Here is a 25,170-nt window from a genome sequence, read left to right as displayed (position 1 = left end):
AAGCGAATGTAAGAATTTTTTTTGAAAATATTATAAATTATTGAATGGTAATTTAACCTCAGTTTGGGATAAACTAAACATTCAAAATACAATGAGGTATTTTTTAACGCTATAGTTCGCTAGGCAATATAAAATAAGTTTCTTATTATTTTTGTTCGCAAGGGCGTTTCACTCAGCTATGGCTTTTGCTATCATTTGCTGAATGAAATGCCCTTGCGAACGATAGGTTTGTAGCAAGAAAATTTAAAAACCTTGTGCACATTGCGTTTAATGAATTTAATCTAACTTACTTAATTCAAATTCAGGTTATATTAATTAAAATTCAACAAAGTAAGTCATTCCAAAGCAATTAAATTAATTTTATTGATTCTTAAAAATCTTATTATTTTAATTTTCTTAATGGTTTTAAGAATCTAAATTTAGCATAAAAATCCCGAAAGAAAATATTCCTATTTTCATATATTTGTTCATTATTCAAAATATGGAGGCAACACAAGATAAAAGGCTTTTTCTCATCGATGCTTATGCGATGATTTTCAGAGGATATTATGCATTGATCAGAAGTCCGAGAATTACCAGTACGGGAATAGATACATCGGCAATCTTTGGTTTTACCAACTCTTTGATTGAACTGATCAGAAGAGAAAGACCGACACACTTAGCGGTAGTTTTTGATGTCGGACAGGCAAGTGTGAGAACGACTGACTATACTGAGTACAAAGCCAACCGAAGTGAAACTCCTGAAGCTATTACTACAGCCATTCCATATATTCACAGGATTTTGCAGGCGATGCATATTCCACATTTGGGTGTAGAAGGTTACGAAGCAGATGATGTGATCGGAACGATTGCATGTAAAGCCGAGAAAGAAGGTTACACGACTTTTATGGTAACACCTGATAAAGATTTTGCTCAGCTGGTTACCGATAAAATTAAGATTTATAAACCCGGATTAAAAGGTGGAGATATCGAGATTTTGGGCGTTGAAGAAGTAAAAGCTAAATACGAAATCGAAGATCCGAAACAAGTGATCGATTTCTTAGCTATGATGGGTGATGCAGTTGATAATATTCCCGGGTTGGATGGAGTAGGAGAAAAAACAGCGATGAAATTTCTTAAAGAATTCGGTAGCATTGAAAATCTTTTAGCCAATACAGATCAACTTAAAGGTAAATTAAAGGAAAAAGTAGAAGCATCTGCTGAGCGCGGGATTTTATCTAAAAAATTAGCCACGATTATTTGCGACGCTCCCATCGAATTCCATCAGGAACAATATGACCTTGAAACACCGGATTTTGAAAAAGTAAAAGAAGTTTTCGACGAAATAGAATTCAGAAGACTGTATGAGAATCTTTACCGAGCTTTTGCTCCAACAGAAACAATTTCCGTAAAGACTACGGTAGTCTCTCAGGATGGAGTGACGGTTACCGAAGTTGATGCGCAGATTACAGAAACGCCGCAACAAAGAGTGGCTAAAAATGTTGGCCAGCTTGATTTATTTGCAAGCTATGAAGAACTCGACCAGGCAACCTCCACAAAGTCTACAATTGCTGAAAACGATCATTTATATCAGTTTGTAGACAACCCGAAAGCGCAGAAAATATTGGTTCAGAATTTATTAAAGCAACAAGCGGTTTGTTTTGATACGGAAACGACTTCTTTAAATGAGATGGAAGCCGAATTGGTCGGAATGAGTTTCTCTTACAAAAAAGGTTTAGCCTACTATGTTCCGCTTTCTGAAGATAAGGGAGAAGTTTTGCAGACTTTAGAAATTTTCAGACCGTTTTTCGAGAAGAAAGATTTGATTAAGATCGCTCACAATTTAAAATACGACTATAAAGTTCTTCAGCAATATAATGTTACGGTAAAAGGAGCGATGTTCGATACAATGATTGCGCATTACCTTTTAAATCCTGACGGAAGACACGGTATGGATTATCTCTCGGAAGTTTATTTAGGTTACAAACCCGTTTCCATTGAAACCATTATTGGTAAAAAAGGAAAAAAACAGGGTAATTTCAGGGATGCTGATTTGAGAACACAGACTGATTATGCAGCAGAAGATGCGGACGTTACTTTCCAGTTGTATGAATTATTTGCACCACAATTGAAAAAAGAAAATCTCGAAGATCTTTTCTTTAATATTGAAATGCCATTGATGGAAGTTTTGGCTAAAATGGAGCTTGCCGGAATTTCTTTAGATGAAAAATGGCTGGCTCAGGAAAGTATTGATCTTGAGAATGATTTAAGACAATTAGAATCCAAAATATTTGAAATTTCGGGCGAAGAATTTAATATGAATTCCCCGAGACAGTTGGGAGATATTCTGTTTGAAAAAATGCAGCTCGACCCGAAAGCGAAAAAAACAAAAACCGGACAGTATGCAACTTCCGAAGATGTTTTGCAGAAATTGGCTTCAAAACACGAAATTATTCAGCATATTTTAGAATACAGAACGTATCAGAAATTAAAATCGACTTATGTTGATGCGTTGCCATCACAGATTGATAAGGACGATAACCGTGTTCATACCAATTTCTCTCAGACCACGGCTGCAACAGGTCGTTTGGCAAGTGTAAATCCGAATTTGCAGAATATTCCGATCCGTACGTTGAGAGGACAGCAAATTCGTGGAGCATTTGTTTCGGGAGAAGGAAAGAAAATTATTTCTGCCGATTATTCTCAGATCGAATTACGCCTAATTGCCGAAATTTCCGGGGAAGATAATATGATTAAGGCTTTTCAGGATGGTGAAGATATTCATGCTTCTACCGCGGCGAAATTATTTAAAATTCCGTTGGAAGAGGTTTCAAAAACGCAGAGAAGTCAGGCAAAAACAGTAAACTTCGGAATCATTTACGGGCAGGGTGCTTTTGCTTTGGCTGAACAAACCGGACTCTCAAGAACGGAGGCAAAACAGATGATCGAAGCCTATTTTGAAACATATCCAAAACTGAAAGCCTATATGGCAGAACAGGTTGCCAAAGCCCGCGAATTGGGTTATGTAGAAACTATTTTAGGCAGAAAACGTCATTTAAAAGATATTAATTCAGGCAATTTTGTAGTAAGGGGGCATGCTGAAAGAAACGCCGTGAATGCTCCGGTGCAGGGAAGTGCCGCCGATGTTGTAAAGATGGCAATGATTAAAATTGATAAAGAACTGGAAGCGCAGAATCTTCAGACAAAAATGTTGCTTCAGGTGCATGACGAATTACTGTTTGAAGCTCCGGTGGAAGAGGTCGAAATTGCTACAAATCTTATCAAAAAAGAAATGGAATCTGCGATTGAAACACAGGTTCCGCTACTGGTTGAGGTTGGAGTAGGGAACAACTGGCTGGAAGCGCATTAAGAAATGCCTTAATATGAAAATTAAATCGATATATTTTCTGGTTTTTTTGTTTGTCGCAGCAATACTTTTTGTGGCCTTTTATTTTAATTCAGATAAACAAGCGCAGGAAAAGCAAATTATTGTGACTTCAAAATCACATGATTCTGTAAAATCGAGTACAGATTCTATATCGGTTTTTTCAAAATTTGTAAAAGACTTTAATTCTCAGAAGGTCAGAGCAATAGATCAGTATGTAGACCCGAAATTGGGTATGGTGATGTACTATCATGATGGGCCGTATCCAATTATAAGTTTGAAATCAAGTCTCGAAAATGAAATTGACTGGCTGGAAGATGCCGTTTTTGAAGAGGTGAAATTTTCAGAATCGCCTAAGTACATTGGAGATTTTAAGTTTTCAGATACCGTTTTTTTCGTAGATAAAAACAATGGAAATTTTTCTCTGAAAGATTTTGATAACTCATACAGTTCTCATCCGGATTCATTTTTTAAAGACAACAAAAAGCTTGAAACGTTATGCAATTATCGGGCAACAGGAATTACAAGAGATCAGCGTAAAACCTACGATTTTTATTTTCGATTAGAGAATAATAAACTAACACTATTGGCTTTGGCTATTGATACGGTAAATGATATTCTATTTGCCGATCCTGAGGCCGATTTTATCTCTTTTAAAAACAATGCTGATATTCAGAATTATCTTGAAAACCAGAAAATGTTTGTCGATTCGGAGCAAAATGCCTACATCGATTTTAATAAGAGAGAGATCACCTATTACGATTATCCCAATGATAATCCTTTTATATTCGAATATTACGAAATCGGAAAAATTGAGGAAAACTCTCCGAAGATTAAGTCGGTTGAGGTCATTTTTTATGCTAACAGAGAAGAGAAGGAAAGCAGATTTATAAGCTATTTTTCAAACAAAGGTAGGTTTGTAGTTTATCCAATGGGAGTAAGACCTCCTTATTTTTATGAACCTAAAAGATAATCCTAATATTCAAACTCAATTCCGCCCACATAAGTCAGAGAAAAATCATCCGTTTCTACAGATTTTGGTTTTGGGATTTGTCCCTGGCTTACGAAAATCAGCGAGTTGATATCGAATTTAAGATTCATCTCATTCAGTCTGTTGAATAAAACCGGAAGCCACTGTTCTGCAAAAGAATACTCAGAAAAATGTTGAATGCTTTGTTCAAAACCATATTCCATTAAGTCCTGATCAAACCAAATGGTGTCCTGAGATTCAGCGAATTTAGAAACGAAATTATCATCATCATCTTCTGTCAGATAATAGTTCTCATCCTCTTCTACAAATTGAAAAAAATCTTCTTCTGTTCTGAAATTTCCTACCCAAAAATCTAAAACCTGTCTGTCCATAGTAATTTATTCAAAGCCCAAAGGTATGATAATAGTTTTTGTATTCAAAAAAATGTTAAAAACTGTAACTTTACATTTAACTTTATTTTGAACAGAAATCAATCAGAAAATTTCTAACTTCAAAAGTTGTTTTGTCACCTACTTTATAAAAGATATTGCAGGCATCTTCATTTTTTCCAGTTGCTAAATAAGAAATACCTAATTTTATTCTTGACTCTTTGATAAACCCTTTAAATTTGTTGTCTTTAATTTTCAGATTTTCTATTTGAGAAAAGTTTTCAATGGCTTTTTCAAACTTATTTGAATAGTAATATTCTAGACCTTTCGCCCTTAACTTATAAAGTTTTTTCTCGTCGGAATTCGTTAAATCATTTTTCCATTTAACATGATGTACTTCATTTGTAATTAGTAAATCTTTATCAGAAATATTTCTTAAAAACTTCTCTGATTTTTTTAAAGATGATATATAATCATTATCGTAAACGTTATCTATTGAATTAATGATTTCAATGTCTTTTATTTTATTGTTCTTTGTTAATATAAACTCAACCTTAAAATATAAATTTTCAAAAGATTTTGAAGGTCTATCTTTTTGACTCATATTTTGACTTATATATTCATGAAAGCTTAAATCATTATCAAAATTAAAATCTGACAAATTATTTGCAATATATATTGTATCATTATTTCTAATTGTTTTTTTTAGTGAAAAATCAGGATATTTTTTTACGAATTCTTCAGCTTTTAGAAAGTAATAAACTTTCTTGTCTTTTTCCTCTTGAATAATTAAATAATTATTTTTTAAAATGTAATTTATAGTTCGAAATTGAGTTTTAATTTGATTTGCAGTGAAACTTGCATCAAATTTTTGATCAATAATTTTTAATGAATTTGGCTCTATTTGATATATTATTTTTGTTGAGTATTCTGGATTATTAATTTCTAAATTACTTCCATTTGAGAATTGTATTCTGTCTAAAATCCATTTACCAGTAAGTGTTTTATTTTGAGAATATATAGTAATTGAAAATGATAAAAAGAATATAAAAAAGCAAATTTTTATTTTCATGGTATGTATTAGTATTGTTGATTTTAAATTTAATTAAACCTTCAAAACTCCCCTAAAGGCCCTTGCCGCATAATAAGAATTTGCGCCATTGTGATAGACAAAAACCGTATTATATCTGCGGTCGCAGAAAAGGGCACCACCCAATTCCCGGATTTCTTTCGGGGTTTTTATCCAGCTTGATGTTTTTAAATCAAATTCTCCTAAAGTTTGCAGATAGCGGTACTGTTCTTCAGAAAGAACTTCCACACCCATTTCTTTGGCAACAGTAATGATATCATTCTGTGGCTTGTGTTCTTTTCGGGAATCCAGTGCTTCGCGGTCATAGCAGAAACTTCTTCTTCCTTTCGGAGTTTCCGCAGCGCAGTCGAAGAATAGATATTCATCAGTTTTTTCATCGTAATCTACAACATCGGGTTCGCCGCCGGAGATTTCCATTTCATGAAGGGACCACAGTTTTTCAGCATTTGAGTTCAGCCTGGCTTCAATTTTTGACCAGTCCATCCTGTCATGACGACCCTTGTTTTTTTCAAAACGTTTTCTCAATGTCTTTAAAAGTTCCGTGCTTTCTTCTGCGGAAATCTGTTTTTTTGCTGTCATTTTCTTTGAGTTGAATGAGTTTTAAAATTAATTAAAAATTCCGATTCATCATCACTGACAATTTGTTGTAAGTGAAATATTTTAATGAATTAGAATTTATGACGAGAGTACAGAAAGAATACAGCGACGGATTAGTGGAATTATACGTCAAAATGACAATTGATTAGATTGTATTGAACAATAATGAATATCTGTAAATTGTAATAAGTCTGTAACGGTCTGTTTGTCATTCCGTAGGAATCTCAACAAATAAAATATAGCAGTTTAGATTCCTGCGGAATGACAAAGTGACTGTTGATTAAAAAAAATGAATGTTCATGAAAATCTGCTTCATCAGCAAAATCAGCGGGAGCAAATATTTACAGGACTCGATTCTCCTTTGCACTCTCATTAATCGTTTTTTCAAGACGTGAAAGCTGTGTTTTTTCCTGTTTTGCACTCATGATCCAGTGAATCATTACTTTTTTATAAGATGGGGCCTGTTTTTCAAAATAGTCCCAAGCTTTTGTGTTTGCTTTAAATTGCTTTTCATAATCGGGTTTGAGTTGAGCAGGTTCTTTTTCATGAGAATAAATTCCGGACTTATCTTCTTTTCTGAGTTTAAAAACTTCCAAACCTGCTTTCTGCATCAGTTTGGCTTTGGTAAGTTCTTCAATTTTTTTGATATTCACCACACTCCAGATGCTGTCTTTTTTCCGTGGTGTAAAACGGATGGAATAACTTTCTTCATCAATTGATTTTCTTACACCGTCTATCCAGCCAAAACACAAAGCCTGATCTACAGATTCAGACCAGCTCATCGATGGTCTTTTTGATTTGACTTTATAAAAACCCACCAGTAATTCTCTTTCGGTTTGATGATTTTTTTCAAGCCAGTTTCTGAAATCTTGAGGGGTTGGAAAAAATGTTGGTTCCATTAAATTTTGAACTAAGCTAACTATTCAAATTTAAGAATATTTAAAGAATTATTTCACGGGATAATTAATGGCTTTATTTCTCTCAATAGGATTATTATGTTTGCGGATATATTCCTGCTCATCTTTGATTAACGGAATCAGATCACTTGCTTTGGTGTATTTTACTCCTTCGATTTCAACTACTGTATTTCCTTTTTTGAGGTCTTCACGATCTTGCTGGTAAGGATCCTGATAATATTCCAAAGATTTTTTAATGAACATTTTCTCCGTTATCATTATAGGTTTATTGCCATATCTTACTTCAAGAATATTTTTTGTATCGTAAGTTTTATCTATTTTTTTGCTTTTGATTAAATTAAAACTAAACTGATTTTGACTGTCTTCCAATGAAACAATTAAGCCGGGTAATCCTGTAAATTTATAAGGACCTTCAGAAAACGGAATTTGTTTTACAAACCATGCAGTCCACTTTCTTCCTCCGAAATTGGAAGTTGCTTTTTGAGCATTGAAATCGGAAATTTTTTTGGTTTCCTCAGACAATTTCCATTCTATTACATCTTGGGTCGGATAAGAATACAACTGGTCACCTGCAAATGCAAAATTGATATTTGTATTTGTGTTTTTTTTCCTTGTTACCGGGATTTGCGCTGTCCAGCTTGTGTTTTGCGATTGGTTGATTTTATTTAAAGAATCTTTTTCCAAAAATGAGTAATCATAATATTTTGTTTCATCCGGATTGATGTCTAAAACGGCAAACGATTTTTGGTGAGTGGTTTGAGTAGAATCTTCTTTGTATTTTACTTCATAAAAAAATCGATGAGTCTGAGATTCTGCAATGCCGAATAGTAGTAAAAGTATAATAAATAACGCTTTTTTCATGATGAAATGTTAAAGCTACAAGATAATAAAATTCTCTTTAAATGAATTATTAATATAAAATTCAATTTACTTTTCATCAATTTTCTTTATCGTTATCATAGATTCTTTTCTTATCTTTCATGAATGCGTAAATTTGTAAGATGTTTCGAGGAATCGGAACCGAAAAAAGAGAATATGACTGACAAAAAATACAGTGAAATACACCATACCGACAAAAATAATTACGATTATATTACCATTACCAACGACGAAAATAAAGTAAGAATTTATACTCTGAAAAACGGATTAAAGCTTTTTCTTGCCCAGAACTTTGATGCACCGAGAATTCAGACTTTTATCCCGGTAAGAACGGGAAGCAACAACGATCCTTCTGATAATACAGGTTTAGCGCATTATCTTGAACACATGATGTTTAAAGGGACATCGAAAATAGGAACTCAAAACTGGGAAAAAGAAAAAGTTTTGTTAGAGCAGATTTCCGATTTATACGAAAAGCATAAAGCTGAGCAAAACCCTGAAATAAAGAAAGAAATCTATAAAAAGATAGACGAAATTTCTCAGGAAGCAAGCCAATATGCCATTGCCAATGAATATGATAAAGCGATTTCTTCTTTGGGAGCAACAGGAACTAACGCACATACCTGGTTTGACGAGACTGTTTATAAAAATAACATTCCCAACAACGAGCTTGAAAAATGGCTGAAGATTGAGAAAGAACGTTTCTCAGAAATGGTTTTAAGGCTTTTCCATACCGAGCTGGAATCGGTTTACGAAGAATTTAACCGAGCACAGGATAACGATTCCCGTTTGGTTAATTACGAATTGATGGATGCGCTTTTCCCGACTCATCCGAATGGTCAGCAAACAACGCTGGGAAATCCGGAACATCTGAAAAACCCTTCTATGAAGGCGATTCACAAATATTTTGATGAATATTATGTTCCCAACAATTACGCAATGGTTTTGGTAGGAGACTTAGATTTCGAAGAAACGGTTGTTTTAATTGATAAATACTTCGGAACCATTCCGTATAAGGAGTTGCCAAAAAAAGATGTCATTATAGAAAAACCACAGGTTGAAATTGTTGAAAGAACAGTTAAAAGTCCGACAACACCAAGAATTCAACTGGCTTGGAGAACCGACAGTTACGGAACAAAGGAAGCAATGCTTGCGGATGTTACAGCCAATATTTTAAGCAATAGGGGAGAAGCCGGATTGTTGGATTTAAACATCAATCAGACGCAGAAAATGCTTTGGGCTCAAGCGTATTCTTTAGGTTTAAAACAATACGGATATTTTTCAGTTGTTGCAGTTCCGAAAGAAAATCAGACCTTGCAGGAAGCTAAAGAAATGATTTTGGAACAGCTAGAATTAGTGAAAAAAGGAGATTTTCCGGACTGGATGCTTCCTGCCATCATCAATGATTTTAAATTACAACGTTTAAAAGGTCTGGAAACCGCAGAGGGCTTGGCAACAAATCTTTACGATACGTATATTAAAGGAAAAACCTGGGAAGAAGAGCTGAGTGAAATGGATGAATATGCATCGTTCACAAAACAGGATGTAATCGATTTTGCAAATGATTTTTTTAAAGATAATTATGTGATTATTAATAAAGAAAAAGGGGTTAACGACAAATTATTGCGGGTAGAAAATCCCGGAATCACACCTGTTAAAATCAATCGTGAAGCACAATCTGTGTTTCTACAGGAGATTTTAAATGACAAAACAGAGGATATTCAGCCTGAATTTATTGATTATAAAAAAGAAATTAAGACGGATTTAGCTAAGAGCAAGAAACTGAATTTTGTTAAAAATAAATACAATGAATTAGCACAGGTTCATTTTATTTTTCCTTTAGGAAGCGACCACGATAGAGATTTGGGAATCTCAACGCAGATTTTGCAGTATTTGGGAACAGATCAATTTTCGCCTGAGGATTTGAAAAAAGAATTCTTTAAGATTGGGGTGACCAATGATTTTAAAACGACTCCAGATCAGTTAACCATTTCATTAAGCGGATTGGAATCTAATCTTGAAAAAGGAATTTCTCTTTTACAGCATTGGATGTCTGATGTAAAACCTGATCAGGAAATTTATAATCATTTTGTCGAAACACTGCTTGAAAACCGGGAGGCTGTAAAAAAAGATAAAAACCGCATTATGACGGCTTTAACGACGTATACAAAGCTTGGGAAAAAGTCGAGATTTTTAGATATTATTTCAAAAGAGCGGCTGGAAAATACAAGAGTGGAAGAGTTTACCAACCGGATGAAAAAGCTCTTCGGCTTCCCTTACCAAATTTTCTTTTATGGGAAAGATTTTGAAGGCTTTAAAAATTATATTCCGAACTATATCACTGATGAAGCTTTTCAAATTCCTGAGCCTAAAAAATATCCTGAACAGGAAACAACAGGAACTGTTTATTTTACCGATTACGATATGGTTCAGATGGAAATGAGCAAAATTGGAAAAGGTCAGAATGTAAATCCTGAAAACTTTGGGAAAATTAATGTTTTTAATGAATATTTCGGCCGTGGTTTATCATCAATTGTCTTTCAGGAAATTCGAGAAAGCAAAAGTCTGGCGTATTCTGCTTATGTATCTTACGCTCCGAATTCTGAACTGAATCATCCGGATTATATCACAACTTATATCGGAACTCAGCCCGATAAACTACAGATTGCCGTTGATACGATGACGGAATTAATGAATGAACTTCCTGAAGTTCCTGCTCAGTTTGAAAATGCTAAAAATGCAGCACTCAAGCAGATTGCTTCCACAAGGATTACGAGAACCAATATTTTCTTTAATACATTGCGACTGAAAAAACTGGGAATTGATTACGATTTCAGAAAAGATATTTATCGTCAGATCGAAAACCTGAAATTTAATGACCTGAAAGAATTTTATCAGACCTCGATCAAACCGATTCGTTTTAACACCGCCATTATCGGAAAAAAAGAAAACCTGAATATGAATGCTGTGGATGAAATGGGAAGTTTTGAGGAAGTAAGTCTGGAAGAAATTTTTGGATATTAAAACTAAAAATCTGCTGAAATTCTCAGCAGATTTTTTTCACATTAAATATGATATTCAGCTCTTTATATTTTTTTTATTGTAACATTTTTAATTTTTCCGGTTTTTATATCTTTTAAAACGATAGTAAGCTCTTTTTCCTGAAAATCGGTGTCTGTTTTCACCAACTCACAGAAATCTTTCTTTTGAAAATCGAGGCTTCCAAACTGAAGAATTTCATCCTCAAGATTTATTTCTTTTTCCAGATTTTTATCCCAAATAATTCCGACTACAAATTTTTTGTTTTTCATAGTAGGAGAAATACCCCATGTCTTTTCAGAAACTTTTGTTTTATCAATACTCTTATAAGGTTCAAAATAAAATCTTTTTTTACGGTAATCCAATGTCAACTTACCAAACTGAAAGGTTTTAGATCCAATTCGGGATTCTTTACTTTCTGTAGTTGTAATTCGTACATTTTCAAATTTTTCATTGTTGAGAATAAATTCAGGAGCTTCTAAAATATGCTGAACCTGTAAATCACTCATCCCATGAAATCCCCAAGAATATGTTCCTTTACCTTCTGCAACGGTTGTAATGACATCAGTTTTTTCTTTAAAAAATTTATAAGCGTCCAAAGACATCTCATAAAAGCTTTCTGCACCCGAATCAATAAGAATTTTATCGCTGGCGTCATTTTTTCCTTTTTTCAAAATGACATTAATGAAAGGATTGCTCTGGCTTGCCGACAAAACCAACTCCTGATAAACATCAGTATCCAATGATAAATTTTTAGCATTATCAGTGATGATAATCTGTTTGTTTCTGTCATCAAACTGTATTACAGAATTTCGCAGCATATTACTTCCAATGATTCCATCAACTCCAAAACAGTCAAGGATTTCAGCGCTTGTCTCCTGAAAAACAATTCCCGGACTATCTTTAAAATGTATTTCTCCTACCTGCAAATCAGGAAGACTTGTAATGATCATTTTTTCAGTCTTTCCAGAAGAATCACGCAAATCAACATTATCAACAGTTTTTAAGTTTAATTCTTTAAAAATCTTCTCAGAAACGGCAAAAGGAGCTCCGGTATCTAAAAGGAACTTATAGGGCTTTTCATTAATCTGAACTTTTACCATCAGTTTTCCTTTTATATTTTCATAAGGAACAACCTGATTATATTTTTTTGGTAAAATTGTTCCCTGATTGAGATTGATTTTATTCTGAGCAAAACTTACACTCATAAGAAATGTCAGAAATACGATGCATAAAATTTTTTTCATAGGATAATAGATATTTTTATTGAGATAAAGAAATTTCTTTAGCAATCTCATTAGCAATAATTTCAGCACCTATTGGCGACCAATGGGTGTCTGCATAATAATAGACATTTTTCTTTTGTTCTATTGCTTTTGATAATGCTTTAAACGATTCCAGTAGCGTATATTTTTTCGGAAGACTTTCTAAATTATGAAAAAATAACGGTTTTTGATACTTTTCTTGATGGGAGATATAAGGATAATAAATATCATATTTATCAGGAGCAATCAATAGAATAAGTTTAATATTTTTCTTTTTAAGAATTTCCAGAATGTGATTGATGATATCATTTGCTTTATTAACCGCAGAATAGCTGTTTTTTTGAGAAAGGAAGAGATAGTCATCCTGGTAGAATAAAAGATGGTCTGGATGATTCGAGAATAAAGTATTTTTATCAGTACGAACTTTAAAGGTTTGAGATGTCTGAGGTTTATCTTCAAATTCGTAAAGAATATTTGATAAAGGCGCTTTTAAAGTAGTTTCTGAAAAAAAATCAAGTTCTTCGCTTTTATGTTCTTTAGGAATTGAGAGAATATTTTTTTTTATAGAACTGGTCTGAACGGCGGAATTAATTTTGACAGATTGTGCATAATCTATAAACTTCCGTTCCACAGTTTCCAATACAACATACTCAGTTTTAACCTTGTCAAAAAAATCCCCGTTGGCAAATTGTATTAACCGTTCGATGGAGTTTTCGCCTAAACTTTTATCGATGTCTAAAACAGAGAATCCTCTTTTTGCAAGATAGTTTTGATATCCTAAAGAATCCTGATCAGAGAAAGAATCGCCAAAAGTGATAACGTTAAATTTATTTTCTTTGCTTATATCGATTTGAGATACCTGTTTATACGTTTTTTTAATTTTAAACTGGCTGTTTATACTTTTATTTGAGCATGGATTTGAATAAAGATATCCAACCCGAATTAAATCTCCATCATTCACATCATAAAAAAGCACATTTATAAGGTGAAGCAGCAAAAACGGTAGGGTAAATACAAGGCTTTTTAAGATAAACTTTTTCATTATTTTAAAACTGAAAATATATAAACTGCTGCTGATTACCGCCAAACCAAAACAAGACAAAAAGAATTGCAAAATAGAAAGTATATCTAAAATAGGAAGGTCGTTTAATGCCAATCTTTGCGATAGCATATTCTTGCCCCCTGCCTTTCCATTCGATCAGCATAAATATAGATACTATAAAAATCACTACAAATGCATCTTTCATGTTTTCAAATCGTGGCAGAGTAAACAAGGTTTGCGAAAATATCTTCGAAATGTAGCTGAGAGCATGAGTGATATTATCTGCTCTGAAAAATATCCATGAAAAAGCGATCAGTGAAAATGTCAGTATTACCTGAAAGCCTTCTTTCAAAGTTGGGAAATTTTTCCCCTTAGCAACCACATCGATGTGGTTTCTGTTTGTTTTCAGAATTATTGAAGGCATAATGAAAATAGCGTGGAGTAATCCCCAGACAATAAAGGTCCAGTTTGCACCGTGCCAAAATCCGCTTACTAAAAATATGACAAATGTGTTCCTGGCCCGCATGAGATTTCCGCCTCGACTTCCGCCTAACGGAATATAAAGATAATCTTTAAACCATGATGATAAAGAAATGTGCCAACGTCTCCAAAATTCAGCAATATCACGCGAAAAATATGGAAAAGCAAAATTTCTCAAAAGGCTAATACCGAATAGACGCCCGGTTCCTATGGCAATATCTGAATATCCTGAAAAGTCGCCGTAAATCTGAAATGTAAAAAACACAGCTCCCAAAACAAGTGTACTTCCTGATAAATCGTCAGAATTGCTGAAAATCTGATTGGCAAAAACGGCACAGTTATCGGCAATGACAATTTTTTTGAAGAGTCCCCAAAGGATTTGTCTCATTCCATCCACGGCATTTTCATAATTAAAAGTTCGTTGTTTTTTGATCTGTGGAATAAGATGAGTTGCCCTTTCAATCGGCCCGGCAACCAGTAGTGGAAAAAAGCTTACGAAAACAGCGTAATCTATGAAGTTCTCTTCTGCCTTTATCTTGTTTTTATACACATCAATTACATAAGAAAGACCATGGAAAGTATAAAACGATATTCCTACAGGTAAAACAATATTCAGAATCGATGGGCTTACGTTCCAGCCCAGATAAGACAAGGATTCTGCAAAGGATTCTGCAAAAAAGTTATAGTATTTGAAAACACCCAAAAATCCTAAATTTATACCAATACTTATCCAAAGCCAAAGTTTTTTTCTGTTTTGATTTTCTGAACTTTGCATTTTTAGTCCGGTGAAGTAATCCAGTAAAGTAGTAAATAAAAGTAAGAACATGAAACGCCAATCCCAGCAAGAATAGAAAAAATAACTTGCTGCAAGAAGCAAAATATTTTGAAGTTTAAGATTCTTATTTAGTGCAAACCAATACAGTACAAATACGATAGGCAGAAAAATCACAAAATGAATTGAGTTAAAAAGCATTGTATAAGTATCTTTGGTTAAAATATCATCTGGTAACTGTCAAAAATATGAAAATTTGATTCTGAATTTTCATGTGGTTGTGAAAAAATGACGTAATTTTTTTGAATCTCTGAGGAGTTTAGTGCAAACAATTATTTAATTTCTTTTGCTTTAAGAATTGTTTCTTCAATGTTTTGTGTTCTGACCTGAGGAATGAAATTTTCTCTCGGAGTGCCAGTAATATGATAAAGTCTTTCCGTTGGAAACTGATATCTTATTTGAGTTTCTGATAACTTAAACCCGGATATTGCCCCAAGAAGTCCTGCCATTGGAGTACCAATAATTTTTGCTTTTTTCATGCCGTCAAATCCGATAGCAATACCTTCGCCCATGCTTCCGGTCCAATGTCCGACTAAAATATATACATTTCCTTTAAATATTGTTTTGCGGGGTGTCACAAATTCTGTCCAGTGTCTTTTGGTTTCAAATTGTTTTTCATCAAATTCATGAATCTGATAGGGAAGTTGTTTATCTGTGAACCGGCCCATTATAGCTCTTGCAACTGTAGAATTTCCTCCACTTGGTGTTTCAGTCAGGTCGATGATCACATTTTTGAAGTTGATAAAAGTATCAAGGGTTTTATCAAATTCTGAAATTAAATTGTTGTTGCCCAAAGAATTATTGACTCTGATGTAAACTGTATTTTCGTTTAGGACTTTGCTGGAAAGTAATGTTTCGCTCGGCCCGTAATTATAATCGATGGGTTTGAAAACTTTTTCTTTTTTATTTTCAATGACAGTGATTTCTCTTTTGGTGTCATGAGTTCCGGCAAACAACATATCCAATGCATACTGATACATTTTTGCACTGTGATACTGAGTAAATTTTGGCAGAAATTTTTGTAATTGACTGTCAATATCTTTTCCATTAAATTTTGTGATCTGCATACCAATTTTTAATCCGGATTGGTCTGCACCAAATCCTTTTCTTATATCAGTTACAAAATATTCATTTCCTTTTTTCTCAATATAAACGTCCTGTCCTGACGGAATTAGTCTGTTTGATGAGTTTAGATTGATGCTGAGTGAAGAATGCCCATTATAAAGTTCATTTAAAACATTTTCAAGAAGTCTTATAAAATCTGAATCATTTTTGATTTTTTCAGCCTGAGGTTCATAGATTTCCTTTGCTTTTTTCCAGTCAATTTTCTGTTCATTAAGATATGCGTAATGGTCATTAATATCATTCCAGAATTCATTAAAGTCTTTTTGATATTTTGTTTGGGCAGAAAAGTTTCCGCACAATAAAATGAAAACTACGAAAATAACTGTCAGCAATTTTTTTATAATCATATATTGATAAAAAATAACTCAAATATATGAATTTTTCACATGATGAAGAGTTTTATTAAGCTAAAGTTTATGAAATCAAAAGTCTATAATTGCTTATTGATAGTAATAAATCTTAAAAAATAAATCCTGGATTTTTCCAGGATTTATTTTTTTTACTTTACAATTTTCATCTCATCAATCAGCCACTTCGAATCGGCAAATTTATCGATAATGAAAAGAATATATTTTGTGTCAACCATAATGTTTCTGCTGAAACGAGGGTCGTAATTGATGTCACTCATCGTTCCTTCCCATTGTCTGTCGAAATTCAGACCCACAAGGTTTCCATGGGCATCCAAAGCAGGGCTTCCTGAGTTTCCTCCGGTAGTGTGGTTGGTTGCTGTAAATCCTACAGGAACATCACCGCTTTTATCTTTATAAATTCCGTAATCTTTTTTGTTGTAAAGATCGATTAGTTTTTGCGGGACATCAAACTCATAGTCTCCCGGAACATATTTTTCAATTACTCCCGCCAAATGAGTCTGGTAATCGTATGAAACAGCATCTCTCGGCGTAGAACCTTTTACCTTTCCATAAGTTACACGAAGGGTGGAGTTTGCATCCGGAAAGAATTTTCTGTCTTTATCCGTAGACATTTGTTGTGCCATATACTTTTTCTGCAAGACATCAATTTTCGCCTGTAAATCAGTGAACTGAGGATCAGCTGTTTTCATGTACGTATCTTTAATACTCATAAATAGCTGATAAACAGGGTCTTTTTTTATGGTTTTAATTAGTTTGTCCTGGTTCGAAAATGCTTTTTCAATATCTCCGTTAAGAGCTGCTCCGTTTACCTGGCTTCTTCCTGTGATTACAGAGTTTTTAGACATTTCTTCAAAACTTGTAATATTCTGTATTTCATTTTTATATTTATCAAAACCGGCAGGTAAAAACTGAGGAGCTGTTTTGTTGGCATATAAAGCCAGAAGTTTAGCAGTAACTTTAGCATCCAGTTCTGCACTGTAATCTTTGTAGAAAGATGTAAGTTTCTTTTTGAAGGCAGTTAATCCTTTCTCATCCATTTTTCCGGCTTCCACTGCAGTAATATGATTTGAAAACATATTTGCAAGGGCAAATGTTTCAGCATTTCTTACAACCTCTGTATAGTAAGCATTGTTTAAAGCAAAAGGAGCCTGATCATTGTATAATTTATTCAATTGATCCAAGGTTATTTTTACTTCATGATTTTTTGCTACCAGAGAACCTTCATACATTACTTTTTTCTGTACGGCATTCGACTTTTTCAGGCCTTCCACTTCACCGATCCATTTTTTCCAGTAGTTAGCAACTGAAGCATATTTTGAAGCATACTTGATTCTTGTTGCATCATCGGCACGCATTTTTTCGTCTAATGTTTTCAAAGCGACATCACGTACAGCAATCCTTGCAGGATCAATTTCGGTCATGATTTTTTCAACTGCAATGGCAGGAAGATATTCTGTTGTTCTTCCCGGAAACCCAAATACGAAAGTAAAGTCGTTTTCGTTTTTATCTTTGATGGAAACCGGAAGATAATGCTTCGGAACATAAGGGATATTATCTTTTGAATATTCCGCAGGTTTATTGTTTTTATCAGCATAAATTCTGAACATTGAGAAATCTCCCGTATGTCTTGGCCAAACCCAGTTATCCGTATCTGAACCAAATTTTCCAATGCTTTGAGGTGGTGCACCTACCAAACGTACATCTTTATACGTTTCAATGACATAAGCGTAATATTTATTTCCGTAGTACATCGGTTTTACAGAAATTGACTGGTAGTTTTCAATTTTCTGAGAATTTTTGTAAATCTCAATATTATTGGCAATTTTTTTCGCCAGATCCTGGTCCTGCAGAGCATCTGTCCCTTCAAGAATCTGATTCGTCACTTCTTTGATATCTACGATAAAATCTACAGTAACCCCGGGATTCGGAAGTTCTGTCTCCATATTTTTTGCCCAGAAACCATTAGAAAGAAGGTCGTTCTGGACCGTTGAATGTGCCTGAATCTGCCCGTAACCGCAATGATGATTGGTAAGTAATAATCCTTTCGGAGAGATGATTTCTGCTGTACAACCACCGTTGAACTGTACCACTGCGTCTTTAATGCTCGGTTTTTGAGTGTTGAAAATGTCTTTTGCAGAGATTTTCATTCCGAGATCTTTCATTTCCTTTTCATTAAGCTCCGTAGGAATCCACATTCCACCGTATTGCTGAGCAATTCCCAGAGAGAAACTGAAGAATGCTGAAGCAATAAGAATATTACGTTTTATCATTATTTAAAATTTTGCCTAAAAATACACATTTTAATTTTTTTACTAAAAGAAAAACCCTTCCTAAAATTTAAATTTAGAAAGGGCTTTCCGGGATTATGTTTTTCAGCTGTGATTCTTAAAACAATTTTAAAAATCTTTCGTACTGTAATTTGTACTTTATTTCATCAGTCTTTGAAAAGTAAAATTTTCCATCACTTGTGTTTCCTTTTACTTACCGCAAATTAACGTATTATTTTCAAGCTAAAAAATGAACCTATGTTCATAAAAGTTGTTTCCTGATGCGGCTTAAAGCCTGAGGAGTAATCCCGATATAAGAAGCGATATGCTTGAGCGGAATTTCCTGTATGAATTTCGGGTACGCTTTTACCAGGTTTAAGTATCGTTCTTCGGCACTGTGCATCAATAAAGAAATTTCTCGCTGTGTTTTTCTTACATAAAGATTTTCTGCTGAAATTCTTCCCAGATAATTTCCCACTTTACTTCTTTTGTAAAGTTCCTGAATATCGTCATAATGAATTCTGTATACCACTGTTTCTTGAACAGTCTTCACATTATAGGAAGATGGCGTTCTGGTGATGAAAGAATCATATGCACTGCAGAACGCATTTTCAGCTATAAAAGAAAATGTAACCTCTTTCGGGGGTTCTGTAGGATGAACTTTATTTACAAAAAAACGGATGATTCCCTTGTCTATGAAATAAAGATAATCTTCTACAGTTCCTTCATTTAGGATCATTGTTTTTTTAGGAAAAACCATTCTCTCAAATTTATTGACGTGGTAAAGAGCTTCCTCCTTAGAAAGACCTTCTATTGAGTTGTAAATATTCAGCAATTTTTCCATAAATTCCGTATGTTTATTGAGTTTTTCTGTTGCAAAGGTAGAGCCAAAATATCCTTTTTAAAGGAGATTTTTTAAGCTCTGGCGCCAATTATATTGTGCTTATGAGAAGCTTAAATGTGTTTTTTAAAAAAAATACACCCGAAAACTTTAAAATATAAAGCTAAGTATTTGAATTGGTTGAAAAAATAAACAATTGAGGCAATTAATACGAAAAAGCCATTACCTTATCATCATCCATCATTTTCTTGATAAAATTTTCATGATGCTGGTCTTTACCCGTAAGACGCCATGTGGTCACCAGGTTTTCTCTTGAAAACTGCTGTTTGATAACCGTCGATTTGAGACCGCTTGTTTTAAATAATAATTCACAATGCTTAAGATCTTCCTTGTTGGAAATTGTGATTCTATATTCACGGATCTTATGATTTTTATCGATGAAATTCTGAAAATAGGTGAGCGAGCTTAAAATAAGCAAAACGAGAACCGTTCCCAGTAATGAAAGATAAACATATCCTGAACCAACCGCCATTCCGATGGAAGCCGTAGCCCAAATGGTTGTTGCCGTTGTAATTCCGTCGATTTTATTGTCGCCTTTGAAGATAACTCCGGCTCCAAGAAAGCCAATTCCCGTAATGATATTTGCAGCAAGCCGATCCGGATCATGAATACCTATTTTTATGGAAAGAATGGTAAACAGGCAAGAGCCAAAGCAAACCAATATAAAAGTCCGTAACCCTGCAGACTTATTGCGGTATTCTCTTTCTGCACCGATGCAAAGTCCCAGTAGTACCGAAAAGAAAATCAGTAAAAGCTCATTTTGTATGGAATGGTCTTTTAGAAAATCCATTTTTTAAAATTTAGAGAAATAAAATTACAATAAATTTAGACGTTAGATCCAATTCAATTTTAAAGCCATTGTACATGCTTCCGTTGTATTTGAAACACGCATTTTCTCGAGAATGTTTTGTCGGTGACGATTGACAGTATTTACACTGATAAAAAGCAGTCCGGCTATTTCTTTACTCTTTTTTCCGAGCTGAATCATTCTAAGGATTTCTTTTTCCCGGGAAGAAAGAAAATCGGAATTTTCAACTTCTGTATGTCTTATAATTTCTCCATCGGAATTATTTATAATCATTCCTGTGTAATTTGCTACCGTAAAAAAATCGAAATGGTAAAGACAAAGAGCAAATTCTACATTTTTGTGATAAGGATCTGAAAAGTAAAACATTTTATGGATCAATGATTTTTGCTTACCTGAAATTCTCAGCCGGCTCACCACGCTAAAATCTTTTTGCTTTTCAAACGGAACTGTTTTAATAAACTGAAAAAACTGAAGCTCCAGAATATGCTTTTGTAAAACATCATCTGCTTCCAGAATGTCAAAAAGTTCATCTTCCCAGATGCTTTCAATTTCAATAGATTTTTTATTCTGAAAAACATTCAGCTCATCTGCAATTTTCCCTGAATAAATATAACTTTTATTGTTTTTAAGATCACTCAGAATGGCAATTCCGTTTTCGAGTTCCACAAAATTTTTAGCCATGATCTGACATTTTTCCAGCTGCCATTTTTCAGTTTTCGTTTCAAAAACAAAATTTTGTTGTAATAATTGATTGTTGAGGTCAGACTGAACAGGTTTCATTTAAAAATGGTTATTAATCAGTATTGGTTATGATGTTTTGAGCCTATACATTTGTACAGCGTAATGTAAAAGTACAATGAATAATCTGAACGAAAAAGAAAAAATGCTGGCAGGAGAAATATATGATGCCAATGATGCTGTTTTGGTAGAAGAAAGACAAAAATGCAAGGACCTGTGTTTTGAGTACAATCACCTTTTACCTTCTAAGATCGAAAAAAGAAAAGTGCTCATTAAAAATATATTGGGTAAGACAACAGATCATTTCCATATCGAGCAGCCTTTTTATTGTGATTACGGCTACAATATTGAAATTGGAGAAAACTTTTATACCAATCACAATGTTGTGATTCTAGATTGTGCCAGAGTAACTTTCGGTGACAACGTTTTTATTGCTCCAAATTGCGGTTTTTATACAGCAGGACATCCGTTGGATGCAGAAAGAAGAAATAAAGGTCTGGAAGATGCAAAACCTATTACGGTTGGAAGCAATGTATGGATTGGAGGTGGCTGTACGATTCTTCCGGGAGTTACCATTGGTGATAATACAGTAATAGGAGCGGGAAGTGTTGTTACAAAAGATATTCCTGCCAATGTTTTGGCGTTCGGAAATCCATGTAAGGTTGTACGTGAAATTTAATTTTCAATAAGATCTGCGAATAGCAGCAATATCAATCATCTAGAAATGAAAAAAATAATACTCGTATCAACTATAGCTTTAAACTTATTTCAGGTTTTAAAAGCGCAATCTTTGGAAAAAATGACGTGGTTTAACGAACCTCAGCAATGGGAAATCAAAGACAAAAAACTTATAATGAATGTTACTCCACAAAGTGATTACTGGAGGATTTCGCACTATGGTTTTACCGTTGATGATGCACCGTTTTATTATTCTACATACGGCGGAGAATTTGAAACCAAAGTTAAAATCACCGGTGATTACAAAGCCCGTTTCGACCAGATGGGACTGATGTTAAGAATTGATGAAGAAAATTATATTAAAGCCGGTGTCGAATTTGTTGACGGGAAATTCAACCTAAGTACCGTTGTTACCCATAAAACCAGCGACTGGAGCGTAATTGTTCTGGATAAAACTCCGCCTTTCGTCTGGATAAAAGCGATTCGCAGATTAGATGCGGTTGAAATTTTCTACTCGTTCGACGACAAAGAATATGTAATGATGAGAAACGCCCATTTGCAGGATAATATTCCGGTAAAAGTAGGTTTCATGGCCGCAATTCCCGATGGAAACGGTTTTAAGGCAACCTTTGAAAACTTTTCTGTAAAACATCTTCCTGACCAACGTCGCTTGGAATGGTTGAAGAAAAATTAATAAAAAACAGGCTGTCTTTGTAAGGCAGCCTGTTTTTATTATAAAATTAAATTTAATATTTAATGAATTTCAGTACTTCGTAATGATCTTTTAAAAATAATTTAATCATATAAGATCCTTTGGAAAGCTCAGCAACATTGATTGAGTTTTTTTTCGCCTTTGTAGAAAGTATAATTCTACCTGCAGAATCATATATTTCAGCTTTTATAATTTCATTTTTTGATTTCATGTAAAGAACATCTTTTACCGGATTCGGATAAATGAATACGGAATTCTTGTCTGTTGAATTTCCCATAGTAGAAAGAACATTCTGAACTGTAGTCGTATAATTATTGGTAATAATAGGATGGTTGTAATCAAAATAGATTTTAGCAAGATTACTGAAACTGTCTCCAATATTTAAAGTAGATTTTGTTTTAATTTTAAATGAAATATAACCATCATTATTTGCATCGTCAAATGGAAGCTGGATGTTTTCAAAAATAAATTCTATAACATTAGGATTGGTGATTCTTGTTATAAAACTGTGACTTCCATTAAGCGGAATTAAACTTGAAAGATCCAATTTTGAAGTATCAATTTCATCTTTTACAACGATATTTTGTGCATTTGCTGTTCCTGTATTTTCAAATCGGATTAAATAATGAACATAATCTCCAACTTTCGCTTGAGTGATTGCAGTTCCTTCCAGACACGTTTTGTCATTCGGGTCGAATGAATTTACAACAGTTTGATTGAGCGTAAAGATATTATCAGAAGGAGTTTCATCTGTTAACCCATTGATTTGCGCTGTGTAGTTCAAAATATCACCACCATTCAACGCCGGAGTTTGAACAGGCGTATTTAATTTAAAATTTAACACCATTTCTCTGGTTTCGAAAGGCATTAGATTGTTGAAATTCCAATCTAAAACTCCTGTTGCCTGCGAATTCGGAACAATGGTGGAGTTTAAAAAGTTCATCAGATTATCGTTGAAGTTATAAACGATCGTTCCTGATTGTGCCGATGTTCCTTTGTTTTTGTAAAAGATTTTATATTTTGCATCAAAACCGGGAGCTGCAGCAGTTACCGGGATGATTACAACTTCCAGATCATTATGGTTTCCATTGGCAGCCAAACAGAAATTCTGATTTACCGGACTTGTCTGGGCAGGAAAATTTACAGTTAACGTAGTTGGTGAAACAGTAAAATAATTAGGGTTTTCCAAAATAGGAGTTATAGTATGATTACCAGATTGTACAGGAATAGTATAGTTTCCAGAACCATTGGAAATCATACTACCAGAAACAGTTCCATTGGTAATATTGAATTTTTGGTAAGATTTGTTCAAATCATTTGCATCACAACCATTGTTATTACTATCAAATTTTGCATTTCCCTGAATGGTGTAAAAATCACCACCGGGTGTAAATGAACAATAAGAGTTTATCACAACATTATTAGATGATAAATAGTAGTTTGCGGCATAATAACTTATATCTTCATTGTCACAGCATACATACACAAGAGAAGGGTTACCATTGAAATTTGTATTGATCGGATTTGGACCTCCATTTTTTACACTCACATATTGTAGATTATTATTTTCACAATACATAGACATCATCGCAGGATTATTTTGTAAATTTAATTCTGTCAGATTATTCCCTGTGCAATACAAAAACTTGAGTGCCGGTAATGTACTTACATCTAAAGAAGTTAGATTATTCTGGGAACACTGGAGGTAAGTAACATAGGGTAGGTTACCTAAATTGACATTAGATAAATTGTTATCACCTATAGTTAGTGACTGAAGATTTGGGGTTCCACTCAAATTGAAGATGGATAGATTGTTTCCATTTGCATAGATTGTATTTAAGTTTGGACAGTTTGAGATGCTAAGTGAAGCAAGTGCTGGATTAAATTGACATCTGATTTCATTTAGAATTGATTTGTTAGAAATATCAAGAGTCTGCAAATTTCCACTTCCACCAATACTAAGTAGCGTCAGATTGTTCGAACCGGAAATATTTACACCATTTAATAAATTATTGCTTCTAACATCCAATTTATTAAGAGTGCTAATATTGCTTACATTAATGCTTAAAACATTTGTTGATTCTATATACAATTCTTTTAAAATACTGCAATTAGTTAGATCTAAATTACCATAATTACCTCCGTATGTAAGTTTTAAATACTGTAGAGTATTGGAATTTAAAGTTAGATTTGAGACAGAATCACAGGACGAAATTTCTAAGGTATTTAATAATGTCGATCCACCAAAATTCAAAGAAGTTATTTGCGGAAGATTGGTTAAATATGCAAATTTTAAAAGTGGGAGACTGTTAAGGTTAAAATTTTGCAGATTTGTAAGGCTGGAAATATCAATTTTAAAAACGTTTACAAAATTCTCAATTCCGCCTATATTGGTAATCAGAGTGTTATTTTTTAAATTTAATCGGGTAATTGCACTCGCTTCTGAAAGTTCAATTTGTCCATTACCATTTGTATCAATAATTGTTGCTCCTGTTGCATTAAAAGCTATCTGATTATTTGTTGTATTAGCCGTCAAAAGATATGCCTTAAAATTCGCATCAGCAAAATTTACAATTTGTGCTTGAGATATTGAAAAAATAAGAAATAAAAAAAGCAAATAGAGTTTTTTCATATAAATTATTAGTTTTAAATTCTTTTTAGAGTGAATAACAAAAATATACCATTAAGACTAAATCTCAATGGTAT

Annotated in this window: 19 protein-coding genes; 5 read left to right on the top strand and 14 right to left on the bottom strand. The window is 33.6% G+C overall.

The features are described from left to right. Positions 1–481 precede the first annotated feature (481 nt). Positions 482–3,349 (top strand): DNA polymerase I, encoded by a 2,868-nt coding sequence (gene polA, locus ACR1PN_RS13585; RefSeq protein WP_433980476.1) that lies wholly within the window; start codon positions 482–484, stop codon positions 3,347–3,349. A gap of 13 nt (positions 3,350–3,362) precedes the next feature. Beyond that, positions 3,363–4,337, top strand: a complete 975-nt coding sequence (locus ACR1PN_RS13580; protein WP_433980475.1) for a hypothetical protein — start codon at positions 3,363–3,365, stop codon at positions 4,335–4,337. A gap of 2 nt (positions 4,338–4,339) precedes the next feature. Here ACR1PN_RS13580 and ACR1PN_RS13575 read toward each other — a convergent pair whose 3' ends face one another. The 5 genes from ACR1PN_RS13575 to ACR1PN_RS13555 all read right to left on the bottom strand — a co-directional run bounded on the left by ACR1PN_RS13575 (position 4,340) and on the right by ACR1PN_RS13555 (position 8,188). Continuing rightward, positions 4,340–4,726: an immunity 22 family protein gene (locus tag ACR1PN_RS13575; RefSeq protein ID WP_433980474.1), complete on the bottom strand. Its 387-nt coding sequence runs from the start codon at positions 4,724–4,726 to the stop codon at positions 4,340–4,342. 82 nt (positions 4,727–4,808) lie between these two features. Beyond that, positions 4,809–5,795, bottom strand: coding sequence for a tetratricopeptide repeat protein (locus ACR1PN_RS13570; RefSeq protein WP_433980473.1), 987 nt, complete (start codon positions 5,793–5,795; stop codon positions 4,809–4,811). A gap of 33 nt (positions 5,796–5,828) precedes the next feature. After that, positions 5,829–6,392 carry a DUF4256 domain-containing protein gene (locus ACR1PN_RS13565; protein WP_433980472.1) on the bottom strand — a complete coding sequence of 188 codons (564 nt, stop codon included), beginning with the start codon at positions 6,390–6,392 and terminating at the stop codon, positions 5,829–5,831. Positions 6,393–6,751: 359 nt separating this feature from the next. After that, positions 6,752–7,309, bottom strand: a complete 558-nt coding sequence (locus ACR1PN_RS13560; protein WP_433980471.1) for a YdeI/OmpD-associated family protein — start codon at positions 7,307–7,309, stop codon at positions 6,752–6,754. 48 nt (positions 7,310–7,357) lie between these two features. Continuing rightward, complete coding sequence (locus ACR1PN_RS13555) at positions 7,358–8,188, bottom strand: GLPGLI family protein (protein ID WP_433980470.1); 831 nt, start codon at positions 8,186–8,188, stop codon at positions 7,358–7,360. 174 nt (positions 8,189–8,362) lie between these two features. Here ACR1PN_RS13555 and ACR1PN_RS13550 point away from each other — a divergent pair, with 174 nt between their 5' ends. After that, complete coding sequence (locus ACR1PN_RS13550; protein WP_433980469.1) at positions 8,363–11,230, top strand: M16 family metallopeptidase; 2,868 nt, start codon at positions 8,363–8,365, stop codon at positions 11,228–11,230. Positions 11,231–11,292: 62 nt separating this feature from the next. On the opposite strand, the gene ACR1PN_RS13545 is transcribed toward ACR1PN_RS13550, so the two are convergent. The 8 genes from ACR1PN_RS13545 to ACR1PN_RS13510 form a co-directional block, all read right to left on the bottom strand. Then, positions 11,293–12,492: a retropepsin-like aspartic protease gene (locus tag ACR1PN_RS13545; protein WP_433980468.1), complete on the bottom strand. Its 1,200-nt coding sequence runs from the start codon at positions 12,490–12,492 to the stop codon at positions 11,293–11,295. A gap of 16 nt (positions 12,493–12,508) precedes the next feature. Then, positions 12,509–13,552: an alginate O-acetyltransferase AlgX-related protein gene (locus ACR1PN_RS13540; protein ID WP_433980467.1), complete on the bottom strand. Its 1,044-nt coding sequence runs from the start codon at positions 13,550–13,552 to the stop codon at positions 12,509–12,511. Between the two features lie 4 nt (positions 13,553–13,556). Continuing rightward, positions 13,557–15,005, bottom strand: a complete 1,449-nt coding sequence (locus tag ACR1PN_RS13535) for an MBOAT family O-acyltransferase (protein ID WP_433980466.1) — start codon at positions 15,003–15,005, stop codon at positions 13,557–13,559. 131 nt (positions 15,006–15,136) lie between these two features. After that, positions 15,137–16,336 carry a S41 family peptidase gene (locus tag ACR1PN_RS13530; protein WP_433980465.1) on the bottom strand — a complete coding sequence of 400 codons (1,200 nt, stop codon included), beginning with the start codon at positions 16,334–16,336 and terminating at the stop codon, positions 15,137–15,139. A 152-nt stretch (positions 16,337–16,488) separates the two neighbouring features. Next, positions 16,489–18,630, bottom strand: a complete 2,142-nt coding sequence (locus ACR1PN_RS13525; RefSeq protein ID WP_433980464.1) for a S46 family peptidase — start codon at positions 18,628–18,630, stop codon at positions 16,489–16,491. Positions 18,631–18,889: 259 nt separating this feature from the next. Then, complete coding sequence (locus ACR1PN_RS13520) at positions 18,890–19,471, bottom strand: Crp/Fnr family transcriptional regulator (RefSeq protein ID WP_433980463.1); 582 nt, start codon at positions 19,469–19,471, stop codon at positions 18,890–18,892. 202 nt (positions 19,472–19,673) lie between these two features. After that, positions 19,674–20,318: an MgtC/SapB family protein gene (locus ACR1PN_RS13515; protein WP_433980462.1), complete on the bottom strand. Its 645-nt coding sequence runs from the start codon at positions 20,316–20,318 to the stop codon at positions 19,674–19,676. A 42-nt stretch (positions 20,319–20,360) separates the two neighbouring features. Continuing rightward, complete coding sequence (locus tag ACR1PN_RS13510; protein WP_433980461.1) at positions 20,361–21,116, bottom strand: response regulator transcription factor; 756 nt, start codon at positions 21,114–21,116, stop codon at positions 20,361–20,363. Between the two features lie 76 nt (positions 21,117–21,192). On the opposite strand from ACR1PN_RS13510, the gene ACR1PN_RS13505 reads away from it, so the two are divergent. Together ACR1PN_RS13505 and ACR1PN_RS13500 are read left to right on the top strand one after the other, a co-directional pair. Beyond that, positions 21,193–21,753 carry a sugar O-acetyltransferase gene (locus ACR1PN_RS13505; RefSeq protein WP_433980460.1) on the top strand — a complete coding sequence of 187 codons (561 nt, stop codon included), beginning with the start codon at positions 21,193–21,195 and terminating at the stop codon, positions 21,751–21,753. Positions 21,754–21,798: 45 nt separating this feature from the next. Beyond that, on the top strand, positions 21,799–22,446 hold the full coding sequence (locus ACR1PN_RS13500) for a DUF1349 domain-containing protein (RefSeq protein WP_433980459.1): 648 nt from the start codon (positions 21,799–21,801) through the stop codon (positions 22,444–22,446). Positions 22,447–22,498: 52 nt separating this feature from the next. Here the strand turns inward: ACR1PN_RS13500 and ACR1PN_RS13495 are convergent, their stop codons facing one another. Beyond that, positions 22,499–25,096 carry a DUF7619 domain-containing protein gene (locus ACR1PN_RS13495; RefSeq protein ID WP_433980458.1) on the bottom strand — a complete coding sequence of 866 codons (2,598 nt, stop codon included), beginning with the start codon at positions 25,094–25,096 and terminating at the stop codon, positions 22,499–22,501. Between the last annotated feature and the right edge of the window lie 74 nt (positions 25,097–25,170).

It is taken from the genome of Chryseobacterium sp. RLHN22 (assembly GCF_051011795.1).
GTDB lineage: Bacteria > Bacteroidota > Bacteroidia > Flavobacteriales > Weeksellaceae > Chryseobacterium > Chryseobacterium zhengzhouense.
The sequence above is the reverse complement of the archived record's forward strand: the minus strand, read 5'-3'. Positions and strand labels throughout refer to the sequence as shown.

Bases quoted from the DNA above. Each gene is read 5' to 3' on its own strand.
- polA (WP_433980476.1), top strand. From the start codon at position 482: ATGGAGGCAACACAAGATAAAAGGCTTTTTCTCATCGATGCTTATGCG.
- ACR1PN_RS13580 (WP_433980475.1), top strand. From the start codon at position 3,363: ATGAAAATTAAATCGATATATTTTCTGGTTTTTTTGTTTGTCGCAGCA.
- ACR1PN_RS13575 (WP_433980474.1), bottom strand. From the start codon at position 4,726: ATGGACAGACAGGTTTTAGATTTTTGGGTAGGAAATTTCAGAACAGAA.
- ACR1PN_RS13570 (WP_433980473.1), bottom strand. From the start codon at position 5,795: ATGAAAATAAAAATTTGCTTTTTTATATTCTTTTTATCATTTTCAATT.
- ACR1PN_RS13565 (WP_433980472.1), bottom strand. From the start codon at position 6,392: ATGACAGCAAAAAAACAGATTTCCGCAGAAGAAAGCACGGAACTTTTA.
- ACR1PN_RS13560 (WP_433980471.1), bottom strand. From the start codon at position 7,309: ATGGAACCAACATTTTTTCCAACCCCTCAAGATTTCAGAAACTGGCTT.
- ACR1PN_RS13555 (WP_433980470.1), bottom strand. From the start codon at position 8,188: ATGAAAAAAGCGTTATTTATTATACTTTTACTACTATTCGGCATTGCA.
- ACR1PN_RS13550 (WP_433980469.1), top strand. From the start codon at position 8,363: ATGACTGACAAAAAATACAGTGAAATACACCATACCGACAAAAATAAT.
- ACR1PN_RS13545 (WP_433980468.1), bottom strand. From the start codon at position 12,492: ATGAAAAAAATTTTATGCATCGTATTTCTGACATTTCTTATGAGTGTA.
- ACR1PN_RS13540 (WP_433980467.1), bottom strand. From the start codon at position 13,552: ATGAAAAAGTTTATCTTAAAAAGCCTTGTATTTACCCTACCGTTTTTG.
- ACR1PN_RS13535 (WP_433980466.1), bottom strand. From the start codon at position 15,005: ATGCTTTTTAACTCAATTCATTTTGTGATTTTTCTGCCTATCGTATTT.
- ACR1PN_RS13530 (WP_433980465.1), bottom strand. From the start codon at position 16,336: ATGATTATAAAAAAATTGCTGACAGTTATTTTCGTAGTTTTCATTTTA.
- ACR1PN_RS13525 (WP_433980464.1), bottom strand. From the start codon at position 18,630: ATGATAAAACGTAATATTCTTATTGCTTCAGCATTCTTCAGTTTCTCT.
- ACR1PN_RS13520 (WP_433980463.1), bottom strand. From the start codon at position 19,471: ATGGAAAAATTGCTGAATATTTACAACTCAATAGAAGGTCTTTCTAAG.
- ACR1PN_RS13515 (WP_433980462.1), bottom strand. From the start codon at position 20,318: ATGGATTTTCTAAAAGACCATTCCATACAAAATGAGCTTTTACTGATT.
- ACR1PN_RS13510 (WP_433980461.1), bottom strand. From the start codon at position 21,116: ATGAAACCTGTTCAGTCTGACCTCAACAATCAATTATTACAACAAAAT.
- ACR1PN_RS13505 (WP_433980460.1), top strand. From the start codon at position 21,193: ATGAATAATCTGAACGAAAAAGAAAAAATGCTGGCAGGAGAAATATAT.
- ACR1PN_RS13500 (WP_433980459.1), top strand. From the start codon at position 21,799: ATGAAAAAAATAATACTCGTATCAACTATAGCTTTAAACTTATTTCAG.
- ACR1PN_RS13495 (WP_433980458.1), bottom strand. From the start codon at position 25,096: ATGAAAAAACTCTATTTGCTTTTTTTATTTCTTATTTTTTCAATATCT.